This is a genomic window from Pedobacter nutrimenti (genome assembly GCF_003208655.1).
GTDB lineage: Bacteria > Bacteroidota > Bacteroidia > Sphingobacteriales > Sphingobacteriaceae > Pedobacter > Pedobacter nutrimenti.
This window is the reverse complement of record NZ_QKLU01000004.1, coordinates 463,133-478,692: the sequence shown is the minus strand read 5'-3', so window position 1 is coordinate 478,692 and position 15,560 is coordinate 463,133. Positions and strand designations below refer to the sequence as shown.

The 15,560-nt window shown below is 45.2% G+C and carries 8 protein-coding genes; 7 read left to right on the top strand and 1 reads right to left on the bottom strand.

What is annotated here, in order from left to right:
- The first annotated feature begins 27 nt into the window (after positions 1-27).
- The 7 genes from B0O44_RS13610 (at position 28) to B0O44_RS13580 (ending at position 14,761) form a co-directional block, all read left to right on the top strand.
- A complete protein-coding gene (locus B0O44_RS13610; RefSeq protein ID WP_110831431.1) occupies positions 28-1,659 on the top strand; it encodes a tetratricopeptide repeat protein in 1,632 nt (543 codons plus the stop codon).
- Between the two features lie 140 nt (positions 1,660-1,799).
- Positions 1,800-4,907 (top strand): SusC/RagA family TonB-linked outer membrane protein, encoded by a 3,108-nt coding sequence (locus tag B0O44_RS13605; protein WP_110831429.1) that lies wholly within the window; start codon positions 1,800-1,802, stop codon positions 4,905-4,907.
- Positions 4,908-4,925: 18 nt separating this feature from the next.
- Positions 4,926-6,440 (top strand): RagB/SusD family nutrient uptake outer membrane protein, encoded by a 1,515-nt coding sequence (locus B0O44_RS13600; protein ID WP_110831427.1) that lies wholly within the window; start codon positions 4,926-4,928, stop codon positions 6,438-6,440.
- A 63-nt stretch (positions 6,441-6,503) separates the two neighbouring features.
- Complete coding sequence (locus B0O44_RS13595; protein WP_110831964.1) at positions 6,504-9,596, top strand: glycoside hydrolase family 2 TIM barrel-domain containing protein; 3,093 nt, start codon at positions 6,504-6,506, stop codon at positions 9,594-9,596.
- A gap of 4 nt (positions 9,597-9,600) precedes the next feature.
- Positions 9,601-11,562, top strand: coding sequence for an MGH1-like glycoside hydrolase domain-containing protein (locus B0O44_RS13590; protein WP_110831425.1), 1,962 nt, complete (start codon positions 9,601-9,603; stop codon positions 11,560-11,562).
- Positions 11,559-13,844 (top strand): aminotransferase class III-fold pyridoxal phosphate-dependent enzyme, encoded by a 2,286-nt coding sequence (locus B0O44_RS13585; RefSeq protein WP_110831423.1) that lies wholly within the window; start codon positions 11,559-11,561, stop codon positions 13,842-13,844. Before B0O44_RS13590 ends, B0O44_RS13585 begins: the two co-directional genes overlap by 4 nt.
- Positions 13,845-13,864: 20 nt before the next feature.
- Positions 13,865-14,761, top strand: coding sequence for a DUF1338 domain-containing protein (locus tag B0O44_RS13580; protein WP_110831421.1), 897 nt, complete (start codon positions 13,865-13,867; stop codon positions 14,759-14,761).
- Positions 14,762-14,794: 33 nt separating this feature from the next.
- On the opposite strand, the gene B0O44_RS13575 is transcribed toward B0O44_RS13580, so the two are convergent.
- The gene (locus B0O44_RS13575) at positions 14,795-15,430 is read right to left on the bottom strand and encodes a YiiX/YebB-like N1pC/P60 family cysteine hydrolase (RefSeq protein ID WP_110831418.1); all 636 of its coding nucleotides are present in this window, start codon (positions 15,428-15,430) and stop codon (positions 14,795-14,797) included.
- Positions 15,431-15,560 lie beyond the last annotated feature (130 nt).

The following is a 15,560-nucleotide window of genomic DNA, read 5'->3' as shown; positions in this document are numbered from 1 at the left end:
AGCCTGCACAAGTTCTAATAACCAAATATGCTGAATGTAGTAGGAAGAGGCACCAGCTTTAAAATAAAGTGTTTAGCCTGGGTGTCTTTAATTTGTATAACCTGTTTTATACCACTTTTTAAGGTTTGTGCCAGGCCGGCGGAAGAACCTGTAACGGAAAAAATAAAAGCGCTGAATAAAAAGGCAAAAAGCTTAAACCGCGATTCAACCAATCAGGCCATTGCCTACGCTTACCAGGCCTATCTTCTGGCTTATGAAAACAAATTAAAAGAGCAGCAGGCAGAAGCAATGGTGATCCTGGCCGAGGGTTACCTGTACAATGACATTTACGATCTGGCGCTGGAATACGCCTTTAATACCCTGGAAATTTATAAAGAAAAGGGGTCCGGAGAGCAGATTGCGGCAACCTATACCTTACTGGGCTGGATCTATTACGATGTAGAAAATGCAGAGCTTGCCTTAAAATACCATAGTATGGCCTATGATTTATACCATAAAGCCGGAAATGAAAACAAGGCGGCCGTTTCCCTGAACGGGATTGGATTGAGCTGGCAGTTAAAAAATGAATTTGTAAAAGCTTCAGGCTATTTTGAAAAGGTCCTCCATCTGGCAGAACAGCATCATAACCGGGCCCTGATGAGTGCGGCTTATGATAACCTTGGAATCAGCAGCAACAACATAGAACAATATAACCAGGCCATCAATTATTTTCAGCTGGCCCTGAAGTATTCTACCGGACAAGTCCTGTCCCTTGCTGAGGTACACAACCAGATGGCCTTTTCCATGTTGAAACTTGGACGATATGACCAGGCACAGCTTTCCCTGGATGCGGCAAGAAAATATATTGACCAATCGACATCGAATTCAAAAAAGGAAAACCTGTTGGACAATTATAAAGTTTCTTCCCAGCTGGACCAGCTGAGGGGCAATTACAAAGCAGCTTACGAAAACATCCAGAAATACAATGCCATCCGGGAAGAGTTCCTTTCCAAAAATAAAGTCAACGCCCTGCTGACCCTGACCATGAAAAGGGAAGCGCAGGAAAAGGAAAGACAGATCAAAGCGTTGTCCCTTGAAAAAGTGCTGAAATCTTACCAGCGGAATACCCTGGCTATTATTGTTGTTTTACTGGTTATTATCGGTTTTCTTTTATATACAAAACTCAGGAGCCGGCAAAAAAAGAACGCCGAACTGGCCGAACTGAAACAACAGGCACTGAGCAATAAACTTGAATTCAACAACACTGAGTTGAAAAATTATGCGTTGTACATGTCCCATAGAAACGGGTTGATCAGCAATTTTATGGAAGAACTCAGTGTATTGGATAAATCCGGCGCCGGAGAAATCCAGGTCAAACTGCATAAACTGCTTCATAAATTCAGGTACGAGATCAATATGGAAAAATATGTGGAAGATTTTAACCTGCAGATCGAATCCAAGTACCAGGATTTCTTTTATAACCTTCAGCGGCAATTTCCTTCACTGACCCAAAATGAAAGGCGCTTGTGTGCCCAAATCCGGCTCAATTTATCGATCAAAGAAATCGCCTCGCTGAACAACATCTCTGTTAAATCGGCGGAAATGGCCCGTTACCGGCTTCGTAAACACTTTGCGCTGAACTCCAGTGATAACCTGAACGACTTTTTGAAATCCTTTTAAACAGGGCCCTGGAGGCTTAAAATGCGTCTTGTAGAGGTCATGTAGGGGTAGCAGGTGTTCGATGTAGGGGCCCTGGTACTCGCTTTTTGCAGACGCTAATATTAGGTTTGAGTAACCAATTAAACTTCAAACCAAATATTATGATTAAAAATCTACGATGGCCTGTCCATTTGCTGTTCCTGCTCCTCATGGCTTTAATGAACAGTAATGCCTTTGCCCAGGGGGGCATCATTAAAGGACAGGTGTTAAACGAAATTGATCAGCCTTTAGCCGGAATAAGCATTAAGGTGAAAGGCGCTGCCACCGGAACCAGTTCCGCTGCAGACGGCCGCTTCAGCATCAGGGCAGTTGAAACCGACATCCTTGTATTTTCAGCAGTAAGTTTTAAAACCCAGGAGCTGCAGGCAGTGCCGGGCAAAGAGCTGATCGTGAAAATGATCATGGACATGAAAGGACTCGATGAGGTCGTGGTGATCGGCTACGGAACCCAAAAGAAAAGTAACCTGACCAGCGCCATCAGTTCTGTGAGTGGTGAAAAATTGGAACAGGTGGCTTCCAATAACCCAATCAATGCCTTACAAGGCCGTGTAGCAGGTTTATCTGTCAGCAGCCCGGGAGGGAATCCCGGACAGGTTTCCGATGTGCGTTTAAGAGGGATCAGTACCATTGGAAACCATCAGCCTTTATATGTGATTGATGGTGTCCCGGGAAATCCTTATTATTTGAGCAATAATGATATTGCCTCTATAGAAGTTTTAAAAGATGGGGCCGCCGCTTCTATTTATGGCTCCCAGAGTGCCAACGGAGTGATCCTGATCACCACAAAAAAAGGAAAAAAGGGGACACCACTTGTTGATTTTTCCACTTATTACAGTTGGGTAAACCCGACCAAAAAATTTCATTTTCTGGATGCCGATGGCTATAAACAAGTTCATACACAAATGTATACCAACGCGGGTAAATTACCCGCAGATTTTCCAGCCTACCTGACCAAAAGCAGCCCAAACAATACCGACTGGCAAAAACTGATCAACAGGCAGGGGATTTCCCAGAACTATAATGTCGGTTTAAGCGGCGGCGGGGATTACCTGACCTATGCATTAAGCGGGGACCTTACAGATGATAAAGGAACTTTTATAGGTTCTAAATTCAATAAAAAATCCATCAGGTCAAGAAACGATTTTACCAAAGGTATACTGACCGTTGGAAGTAACATTTTGTATTCTGAAACCTTTTCTGAAGCTGCAAAATTTGATATTAGAGACAGTTATTTTCAAAGCCCTTTGCTGGCCGTTCTGGACCCTAAAGAAAAATATGGTTACGCTTTAACAGAAAACGGGCTCCCGAAATTTCAGAACCCCATTGCGGCAGACCATTTTTTGGAGGCCAATTCAAAAGTGAAATACCTGTCAGGAAACATAAAAATTGGCCTGAAGCTGTATAAAGGTTTAAGTTATACGGCCAACCTGGGTTATATCTCTTCACAAACAGAAGATTACTCGCATAACCCGCCTTACCGTGCAAATGCCAATGATCCGGCCGTATCTTATCCGAGGGTTTTTAACCAGCTCACCAATTACAGGGAACGCCTGATGGAGCATTTGTTGAACTACGACCTGGATATTGATAAACACAGTTTTAAGCTGGTTGCCGGTTATACGGCCCAGGAAAAAACCAACCGCTATTTAAGTGCAACAGCTGAAGGGAAAACCATTATCAGGAGTGTTGTAAACGGTAAAATTGTTGAAACAGAAGTTCCCGGCGGTTTTACAGACCCGAATTTCAATACCATTTATGCAGGTATTGGTGGTACCATTAATGCCAATGGATCCAATAATAAATATGTCCGTTTGTCTACTCTGGGCAGGTTAAGCTATGCTTATGACAATAAGTACTTGTTACAGGTTGCGGTCAGAAGGGATGGATCTTCCATTTTTGGCGAAAACAGAAGATACGGGGTATTCCCTTCTGTGGCCGCAGGCTGGAACATCAGTAAAGAAAGCTTTATGCAGGACCTGCAATGGCTGAACAACCTGAAATTAAGGGCAAGTTATGGTGAGCTTGGAAATGAAGGTAACCTGAAGTACTACGATCATCAGGCTTTGATCACGACTTCGAATACCTGGGCAGGGGGCTATGTGCAGGGCTCCGGGGCGACTCCATGGCCAGGTTCTGCCAGTTACGAGCTGCAAAACAGGGACCTGCGCTGGGAGACGGTAAAGTCCAAAAATATTGGTTTGGATTTTGGCCTTTTCAACAATTCCCTGACCGGTTCCCTAAACTATTTTGACAACATCACCGATGGTTTACTGATTAAAAAAGCTATAGCTCCTTCTGCCGGGCTTCTGGACCCGACACTGAATGTGGGTAAGGTATCCAACCGGGGATTTGAGCTGGAAGCCAATTATAAATTTTCAAAGAACGACTGGCATTTTGATCTGGGGGGTACCTTCAGTATCCTGAGAAACAAGGTGCTCCGGCTGGCCAATGATGGCCAGATTTTAGATGGCGATGGGTTAAGATATGGAACCGATCATATCCCAGGCCAGACCATAGTAGGCGGGGAAATCGGTGCATTCTACCTGTACCAGGCTGCAGGCCTGTTCCAGTCTGATGCCGAAGCCAGCAATTATAAAAATGCAGCGGGCAATCCTTTACAGCCGTTTGCAAAGGCAGGAGATGTCCGTTTTCTGGATACCAATGGCGATGGCGTTATTGATGAAAAAGATAAAACGTACCAGGGATCGGGTTTTCCAAAATATGAATACAGTTTAAACATGGCCGTAACGTTTAAAAATTTTGATCTCTCCCTGTTTTGGCAGGGCATTGCGGGTAGTAAAATTTATAACGGGAACCGTTTTGAACTGGAAGGAATGGATGCCGGACGGAATTATTTAAACACAACTTTAAATGCCTGGACACCGCAGAATACCAATACCAGTATGCCGCGTGCCGTATTGGGCGATCCAAACGGAAACTCAAGGGAGTCTACCCGTTTTCTGGAAAACGGGGCTTACTTAAGGTTAAAATTGGTACAGCTGGGTTATACTTTTCCGGTAAAAGTACTGGAAAAAATAAAAGTTTCCAGGTTGCGGCTATACCTCAGCGGGCAAAACCTGTTAACCTTTACCAAGTATACCGGACTTGATCCGGAGGCTGGTGTGAGCAATGTACTGAACACCGGTGTGGACCGCATGATGTACCCTCAGAACAAAAGGGTGCTTGTGGGTCTTCAACTGACCTTTTAACCAAATAAAAATCAACAAATGAACTTAAATAAACTATATATCGGATTATGCCTGCTGCTGCTGGCAACAGGCTGCAAAAAAAGTGAACTGGAGCAGGGGATCCCGGATAAACTGACTGTCGATAACTTCTGGACAAATAAAGACCGGGCCCTTTCGGGTTTGTCAGCTGCTTATTCGCAACTGGAAGGTTTTGTGGGCTGGGACAATTATGTGGAGGCCAGGTCGGTACGTGAATTTTACCGTGAAGATTATATTGTTCCCGGATCAGATGCTTTCAATTATCCGTGGTGGACAGAACATTACAATTTTTCCTTTACCTCGGGCAATTATGCAATTGACCTGTTGTGGCGTGAAAACTATAAGGGCATCAACTTTTCCAACCAGGTGATTGAAAATATAGTTAAAATGTCCCCGTCGGCCATTGACGATGCCAGTAAAAAACAGATTCTTGCAGAAGCAAAATTCCTGAGGGCTTATTACCACTTTAAACTGCTGAACAATTTCAGTAGAGTGATCATCCGGGACAAAGTGCCTACCTCAGATGCCGATATACCCAAAGGCTTTTCCAGCAGGGCAGAAGTGTACGATTTTATCCTCAAAGACCTGACAGAAGCAGAACCGGACCTTCCTTTAAGGTCTGCCAGGCCAAATACAGAACTGGGGCGCATTACGCAGGGTGCCGCCCAGGCTTATCTGGGGAAAGTGTACCTGTACCGGGCAGGAGAGGACAAAAATGCAACCTATTACGGAACCTCAAAAAGCTGGCTGGAAAAAGTAATCACTTCAGCACAATACAGCCTGGACCCGAATTTCCTGGAGATGTTTAACGGGGTAACCAAAAACAGTCCTGAATCGGTTTTTGAATTGCAGCAATCAGCTGATAACACCAATGGCGCAGTTTACCGCTCTTACCTGAGCGACTGGGTTGCGGCTTCTGAACTGGGTGGTTACGGGGAGGTTTACGGTACACAGCGCCTGCTGACAGAGATGCTTAAAGAAGGAAAGGTGGCTAGTGGTGGTAAATATGATGCCCGGGTTTACCAGAGCATTTATTTTAATGATCCGTATTTTAATGATCCCGCAAGTCCGCAGGTTTACGGAGATACTTATGACAACATCTTTGGTGCCGGTGCCCAGACCATTGCATTTCGTAAATGGATTCCGGCCAACTCCAGCCGTATTGGGGTATCCAATGCCATTAATGTTCCCTTAATGCGTTATGCAGACGTCCTGCTGATGTATGCGGAGGTTTTAAATGAACAGGGCAGTCCCGATGCCTCTACCTATATCAATAAAGTCCGTAAAAGGGCTGGCTTGCCGGATGCACCTTCAGGCAATAAACAAACCATTTTTAACCAGATTGTACATGAAAGGGTAATGGAATTTACCCTCGAAGGCAGCCGTTTTTATGACCTGAGGCGCTGGGGACTTTTAAACGATAATATGCAGGCTGCGGGAAGAAAATTCAGTCCCGACAAAGCCTTTTATCCTACTCCCCTTAAAGAAGTAAACAACAACCCGGAGGTGCAATAATTTCAAGTCCCGGATGATCAACAGGCAGGTCATGATCCAATGGCCTGCCTTTATTTTATGCCCATGAACTTATATAAATTTATTTCCTGCTGCTTTTTTTTTGTTTGTCCGTTACTGCTTTGTGCACAGCAGCAGCCCGATTGGGAAAACCCGGCTTTGCCTTCTTCCAATGTGGTACAGCCGCATGCCTGGTTTATGCCCGAGCAGGCTTTAAAACAGTCTCTGGATGGAACCTGGAGATTTAAAATTGTACAGAATCCTGCTTTACGTTCTTTAGATTTTTTTAAGAAACCTGAACAGACAAAAAACTGGGGACAGATTAAAGTACCCGCCCACTGGCAAACCGAAGGTTACGACAAGTATATTTTTACAGACGTAGAGTACCCTATTCCACCAAACCCACCCTTTGTACCAAAAGATTATAATCCCGTGGGCTCTTATCAAAAGGATTTTGTGTTGGATCCTTCCTGGAGCGGCAAGCAGGTGTTTATTCACCTGGGCGCTGTAAATTCCTTTTTTTATCTCTGGATCAATGGCCAGCTGATGGGCTTTAGCAAAGACAGTAAAACACCAACAGAATTTGACATCACCAGGGCACTAAAAAAAGGAAAAAATACCGTTTCCATGCAGGTGTTCCGCTTTAGTGATGCCACTTATCTGGAAGGTCAGGACATGTGGAAACTCAGCGGGACCGAGCGGAGTATTTTTCTTATCGCCCGACCCCTTTTTCATCTGGCCGATTTTAAAGTTAAAGCCGGACTGGACCAGGCCTATAAAAACGGGTTGTTTGAGCTGGATACCAAATTTAACAAGGCCCCGGCCCCCGGTAATGCAGGAACACTGAAAATAGAACTAACCGATCCATCAGGTAAAACCGTTTACCATTCGTTGCAAAAAATAACCACACAGCAGCTCCGGTTTTCGGCAGCTATACCCGATGTGTTTAGCTGGAATGCAGAACACCCTAATTTGTATGATTTGAAAATAAGCCATCTGGATGCAAGGGGTAAAGTGATAGAAAGCATTCACCGTAAAGCGGGCTTCAGAACTGCAGAAGTAAAAGACGGTTTGTTTCTGATCAATGGAAAGGCCATAAAAATTAAAGGGGTGAACCGCCATGAGCACAATATGCTTACCGGTAAGGTGATTACCGAACAGGACATGCTGGCGGATATTAAAATCATGAAAATGATGAACATTAATGCCGTAAGGGCAAGCCATTATCCAAACGGGGAACGTTGGTATGAGCTCTGTGACCAGTACGGTTTATATGTAGTCGATGAAGCCAATATAGAATGTGATGGCATGAGCCTGACCGACATGGGGACTTTGTCGGTTAAACCGGAATGGAAAAAAGCCTACCTGGACCGGGTGCAACGCATGTGGGAAAGAGATAAGAACTTTACCTGTATCATCACCTGGTCACTGGGCAATGAAAGTGGTTTTGGAAGCAACCTGATGGCCTGTTACGATTGGTTGAAAGGGAAAGACCAAAGCCGGCCGGTACAATATGAAGCCGCTAAACTGGAACAGTATTCGGACATTTACTGCCCGATGTATAAATCCATCACGGTGATGGAAAACTATGTGAAAAGCTGGAAAAAAAGACCATTGATCCAATGTGAATACGCACATATGATGGGCAATAGCGGGGGCAACCTGAAAGATGATTGGGACCTGATCTATAAACACCCGCAATTACAGGGCGGTTTTATCTGGGATTTCTCCGATCAGACATTTGCCCGTAAAGACCGTAAAGGGAACAACATCTGGGCTTATGGAAGGGATATGGGAACGGTTGGCTTAACCAGTGATACCAGTTTCTGCGCAGACGGTTTGCTTTCTGCAGACCGCAGTTTTCATCCCCAGGCCTATGAATTGCAGCGGGTTTATCAGAATGTTGCATTTGTGGCAACGGACCTAAAAAACTATAGCCTTAACCTCTTGAACAGGTTCGACTTTACAGACCTATCTGCCTATGGTTTCCGGTGGTTGATTAAAAGCGATGGAGTGGTTTTGCAACGCGGGGAAATTTCAAATCTTTCCGTTCCTGCTCAAAGTTCGAAGGCGCTGCGGATTCCTGTCCGGGAACTGGTACTGAAACCGGGAGCAGAGTATTTCCTGACCCTGGAAATGTACACCAAAGAAAGTTCGGCGTTGCTGGAACAAAATTTTGTGCTGGCCAGAGAACAGTTTAAACTGCCGCTGTATCTTCCGCTGGTCGGGGAGCATGAAAAAAGTACAGAAAAACTGGTCATCAGCGATAAGGAGGACCACCTTGGTTTGCGGACTTCCAAAGTGGGCATTGGCTTCAATAAAAAAACAGGCTTGTTGGATGACTATTCAATTTCCGGAAAAAAACTCATTAAAGAAGCGCTGGAGCCACATTTCTGGAGGGCAGCAACAGACAACGACATTGGTAACAGTCTTCAAATCAGAAGTAAAGTCTGGCAAAATGCATTTAAAGGGGCCATATTGAAATCTTTTAAACCATCTGGTATTGCTGCGGACAGCGTTGTTATAGAAGTTGTCCATGAGCTTCCAGTAGTAGCTGCAGAAATCACCACCTTGTATACCGTAAGGGCCAATGGTGATGTACAGGTGGATTACAGCCTGAAAGCAGGGAAGGATAAATTACCGGAACCGCAGCGCATCGGCATGCGAATGTTGCTCAACCCGGAATATGACCAGGCCAGCTGGCTGGGAAGAGGGCCTTTTGACAATTACCAGGACAGAAATTATGCGGCCGATGTAGATGTTTATTCCATGCCGGCCGATGCCTTATTTTATCCCTATCCCAGAGCTCAGGAAAGCGGTTACCGCACGGGTGTGCGCTGGGTATCCCTGCTCAACAAGCAGGGGGAGGGTTTAATGGCCATTGCTAAAAAAGAACTCAGCACAGGAATTTTACATTTTGATATGAAAAACCTGGACTTTAATAAAGATGCCCCCGAGAATGTTCATGGTGGTTCAATGACCAACCAGGACCTGATCTGGTGGAATATTGACGACAAACAAATGGGCGTTGGCGGTGACAACAGCTGGGGCGCACAGACCCATGCGGCCTACCGGATCCCATATCAGAATTATAACTACTCTTTTACCCTCAGACCCATTTTCAAGAACGAAGTTTTAACAGAAAGGGCAAAAAAATAATACGATGAAAAACTTTTTAGTATTGCTGCTTGCCCTTCAGCTGGGCAGCACTTTTGCGCAAAATTCAAGGGAGCAGTTTCCAGATGTTTTACAATTGGGGCATAAGGTCAGCAGGCCATTTGCCATCGAAACCAATGTGTTCTCTGACCTGGGGGCCTGGCATGCCTATACCTTACCCTCCGATAGTGCCGATTATGGCGCTTTTGTAGGACCTATGGTCATGGATATGGAAGGCCAGTGGCTTTCTGCTTCCATGTCGCGTTTGTCACTTAAATCCGCTGGCGTTCCTGTTGATCTGGGCCGTGCGAAGGCCAGGTTGCATTATTATCCGGGCCTGCTGCAGCAGGAATTTGAAACATCGGGGCTGAAGATTTTACTGCAGCTGATTTTTGTGTCCAAAAGAGCCGCCATGATCCGCACCAGGATCAGCAATATGTCCAAAACCAGTAAAAATATTGAGCTCAGCTGGTCAGGTGAAAGCCTGGTCAAAGATGGGCGCCTGTTTGCTAAGGGAAATGGGGTACAACTGGAATTTAATAAAGGGCATGTGTTCCAGCTGGCCTTTGCTGCACAGCAGAAATTTTCGGTCGCCCTGAGCGGTAACAGTTATAGCGCCCGGCTGGCCCCGGTGGTATTGAAGGCCGGAAGCACTTATGAGCTGTCTTTTTCAGAACGTTATTACCTGGAAACTTCGGAAATTCCAAAAACTACGGTAAGCTATAATTTTCAGCAGGCTTATGCACTTAATAAACAACGCTGGGACCGGTACCTGAACCTGTATTTCAAAGCACCGGGTGCTCAGCTCACCGATAGCCTGCAAAAAAGGCTGGCTGTTAAATCTATTGTTACCCTGATGAGCAATTGGAGGAGCAGGGCAAAAGATTTGTTGCACCAGGGCCTGTTCCCTTCTTTAAATTACCAGGGTTTTTATGGTTTCTGGAGCTGGGACAGCTGGAAACAAGCGGTAGGCCTGAGCTATTTTGCGCCGGATTTGGCCAAAGATAACATGCTGGCCATGTTTGACTACCAGGACAAACAGGGAATGGTGGCCGACTGTATTTACACCGATAAAAAAGAAAACAACTGGAGGGATACCAAACCCCCGCTGGCCGCCTGGGCCGTTTGGGAAATTTATGGACGTGCCGCCGACAAGGCTTTTCTGAAACAAATGTATCCTAAACTGCGCCGCTACCATTTGTGGTGGTATGAAAACCGGGACCATAATAAAAATGGCCTTTGTGAATATGGCTCAACCGACGGTACACGAATCGCGGCTGCCTGGGAAAGCGGAATGGACAATGCTGTTCGTTTTGACAAAGCGGTCCTTGCCAAAAATAAAACAGCAGCCTGGTCGCTGAACCAGGAGTCGGTAGACCTGAATGCGTATTTGTATGCCGAGAAAATTTACCTGGCAAAAATTGCAAAGGCAATTGGCTTAAATGCAGAGGCTGCACATTGGACCGCACAATTACCCGCTTTGAAAAAACAGATCAATGACACATTTTACCATCAGGACAAAGGATTTTATTACGACCGCTTGCTGGATGGGAGCTGGATAGAAGCCCAGGGCCCCGAAGGATGGATTCCCTTATGGGCAGGCATTGCTGGTACAGAACAGGCGAAGGCCATACAGCAGGTCATGGAAAAGGAAACTAAATTTAACACATTGGTGCCTTTGCCCACACTTGCGGCCGATCATCCCCGTTTTGATCCCCTGAAAGGTTACTGGAGAGGGCCGGTTTGGCTGGACCAGGTTTATTTTGGTTTGGCGGGACTTCAAAAATATGGATACCGCAAAGAAGCCGGTGCTTTTTTATCTAAATTGCTGCAAAATGCGGAAGGGCTTTCCACGCAGGGGCCCATCAGGGAAAATTACCATCCGCAAAGCGGAAAAGGATTGAATGCGAAAAATTTTAGCTGGTCTGCAGCACATATACTGATGCTGCTCAAAGAAAATACCTTATGATACTGAATGAAAATGTGATTAAAGAATGGCTTTCCCTGTATTACCACATGGATGTTACTGCAGAAAAGGCCTCAGGTTATGAAGAACAGAATTTCCTGCTCCGGGATGCGCAAGGCAAACGTTTTGTTTGCAAAGTGAGCACGGGAGATACAGATCTTTGGTTTCTGAGCGCCCAGCTGGAGGTGATGCAACATTTGGCAGGTTTGGATATCGTTCAGAAAGTAATCCCAAACCAGGCCGGTGAGGGCTTTACCCGGATTGAAAAAGAGGACAGAAAATTATTCCTGAGGGTATTGTCTTACCTGGAAGGTGATTTTATGCAGGATGTCCAGCCGGAATTTGAAAATTTTGAAAGCCTTGGCCACCAGCTGGCTTTGATGGACAAAGCGCTGAAAGATTTTGTCCAGCCTGCTGCCGCCCGTTATACCGAATGGGACCTGGCCAGGGTACTGGATTGCAGGGATAAACTGGAATGCATCAAAGATCCTGAAAAGCGGACCATGGCGGCTTATTTTTTACTGCAGTATGAAATGGAAGTTCTTCCCCTACAGCAGGGGTTGCGTAAAGCCATTATTCACAATGATGCGAATGACCATAATGTACTTTTAAAACAGGGCAGGGTTAGCGGCATCATTGATTTTGGAGATATGGTTTTCAGCCAGCTGATCAATAATGTGGCCATCGCCTGTACCTATGCCATGTTCAGGCAGCAAAACCCTCTGGAAGTGGCTGCGGTGCTGGTTAAAAGCTATCATGAAGTTTATCCTTTAACAGAAACAGAACTTTCTGTGCTCTATTACCTCATTGCAGCCAGGCTAAGCATGAGTGTTTGTACCTCCGCCTGGCAAAGGTCAAGGAGTAATAATCCTTCACATTTTGTATCCGAGCAGGATGCCTGGACACTCTTGTACCAGTGGATTAAAATAAACCCTTTAAAAGCGAGGAACACTTTTAATTTATCCTGCGGTTATGCTTCTGTGCTGGCCACAGAACCCGCTTACAACAGTTTACAGGAAGAAAGAAAAAACCATGTTGGCAAAAATTTGAGCATCAGCTATCAGAAAAAACTCAAAATCAGCCGGGGGGCGCTGCAGTATTTATACGATGATCTGGGTGGCACCTATATCGATTGTGTAAACAATGTGAGCCATGTGGGCCATTGCCATCCGGTGCTGGTTAAAGCCATGCAAAAACAGCTGGCCAAATTAAACACCAATACCCGCTACCTGCACGACAGCCTGGTCAATTATGCAAAGGTCATTACCGCATCGATGCCGGCAAAACTGAAGGTCTGCTATTTTACCAATTCGGGAAGTGAGGCCAATGACCTGGCCATCCGGATCAGTCGCCATTATACCCGGCAAAAAGATGTAATAGTTTTGGACCATGCCTATCACGGCACCTCTACGGTGGCCATGGAACTGAGCCCTTATAAATTTGATGGCCCGGGCGGCGCCGGACAACAGCCTTTTATCCATAAAGGAATGAACCCCGATTTGTACCGTGGAAATTACCGCTATGGCGATCGGGATGCGGGGTTAAAATATGCGGCCGATATTGCGCGGATTATTGAGGGCCTGAAGGAGCAAAAAACCGGTATAGCTGCTTTTATTTGCGAAACCTTACTGGGCGTTGGCGGACAAATCCCTTTGCCCGAAGGTTATTTAAAAGAGGTATACAAAGAAGTACGCAAAGCCGGCGGACTGTGTATTGCAGATGAAGTGCAGGTTGGTTTTGGAAGGGTAGGCGAAAAATTCTGGGGTTTTGAATTGCAGGAAGTGGAACCGGATATCGTGGTATTGGGTAAACCCATTGGCAACGGGCATCCTTTGGCCGCAGTGGTGGTTACTGAAGAAATTGCAGCCTCTTTTAACAATGGAATGGAGTACTTTAATACTTACGGGGGTAATCCGGTATCAATGGAAACCGGACTGGCGGTGATGCGCATTATTGAAGAAGAAAATTTGCAGCAAAGGGCACTGGAAACCGGAAACTACCTGATCGGTGCTTTAACTGCGCTGATGCAAAAGCATAAGCTTATTGGGGATGTACGCGGCAAGGGACTTTTTGTAGGCGCAGAGCTGGTCAGGGACCGGGAAACGTTGGAACCTGCCGTCCCGGAAATCGATGAAATTGTAGAAAAAATGAAAGAAAGGGGCTTTTTATTAAGTACCGACGGCCCTTTACACAATGTACTTAAAATTAAGCCACCGATGGTGTTTAATATTGAAAATGCATCTAACTTAGTTGCGCATTTGGACGAAGTGCTGAATGCCTATTAAAGGCTTAATATAAAACAGATATGAATCAGAAGACACTGCAGGAAGTATTGAACGGACTGATGAACAGGTATAAAGAAAGAGTACCTGATGTTTCCGGAATTATTACAGCGATGACCCAGGAAGGTATGATCAATGGTTTTGAAGAACTCGAAAATGACCATATTGCATTCAGAACCATTGGTGTCCCTCATTTGGGAATTGCCTCCCTGGAAAAAATATTCCTGGCCTATGGTTACCAGAAAATGGACCATTATCATTTTCCGGAGAAAAAACTGGACGCTTTCTGGTATGCACCACCTGCCCCGGGTTTCCCTCGTATTTTTATCAGTGAACTGATCGTTGAGGCATTGAGCCCTGTGGCCCAGCAGATCATTCACCGCTATACAGATGTGGTGGTATCGGACCCTGTCGACCAGCTGGACCTGAACGATGCGCGGGCAGTAGATGCTTTTTTACACAGCCCGCTCTGGGAAACGCCAACGCTTGAAGACTATGAAACCCTGCTTGCAGAAAGTGAATATGCGGCATGGACCATTTATAACCGGTATTACCTGAACCATTTTACCATCAGCATCCATAACCTTAAACCAGGTTATAATGACCTGTTATCTTTTAACCGTTTTTTACAGGAGAAAGGCTTTAAATTAAATGATTCCGGTGGAACAATTAAAACCAGTGCAGACGGAAAACTATTGCAAAGTTCTACCGTTGCCGGAAAAGTAGAAGCAGCTTTTAAAGGTGGCGACCACAAAATGATTGCAGGTTCATATGTCGAATTTGCGGAGCGGCGGGTGCTGGACCAGTATGCAGATTTGCCTTTGTCTGAAGTTACAAGGGCGCACCGGAGGGAAGGTTTTGAGGCGAACAATGCCGATAAAATATTTGAAAGTACTTTTCTGTCCCAAACGGAAAAATAATCATAAAAAAGGCGGAATATTATTCCGCCTTTTTTATGGATATATCCCCAGAATATCAATTTTATCTGAAAGGGAAAGTCCCCCCGGGTTACAACCGGGCTTACCTTCAGGTACTTCCATGCCCAGGTGGTCAAAATAAGCTTTCCATGCCGGGAAATACTCCTGGGACCCTGGTTTTTTATAGGTCATGGGCAACAGCTGGAAAAAAGGCTGATCATTGTTGGAATATTTAAAAGCATCGTAAATCAGCTCAGAACAATAGTATTTGTCATTGTCGTACAGGTACTGATCATCATAGGGGACACCCATTTGGTGCATGGTGAAAGTTAAGGCCCTTGGGATTAATTTTCTGTACGTTTTTTTGAGCCTGCCCACATAATGAGGGCTTTTGGATTTGGCCAGAAAGTTTTCCAGTTTGCTCATGTGCACATCTTTTCCGGAGGCCTCAATGATGTAAATGGTGTCGTTCCGGAGGTAAACCATACCCATATGGTTAAATTTTTTGCCTTCATAACCCTGGGTAACCTGGTTAATGGCATCACATAAAGGGCCGCAGTCCAGGTTCTGAAAAATCAGGTCTCCAGACTCCAGGCTAATCTTCTGCTGGGCCGAGGCCGCAGAAATAAAGGCTGTAAAAAACAGTAAAAAAATAGTTGTTCTTAAAATCATATCTATGCAGAGGTTAGATTCTGTAAAAATGTAACAATTATCGATCTCTTCCTAGAAATTAACGTTTCTTAACGCAAAAGTGTAACATCTGTACTTCCTCTTAAATTTATGGCAAAATTGTTGTTGTTAA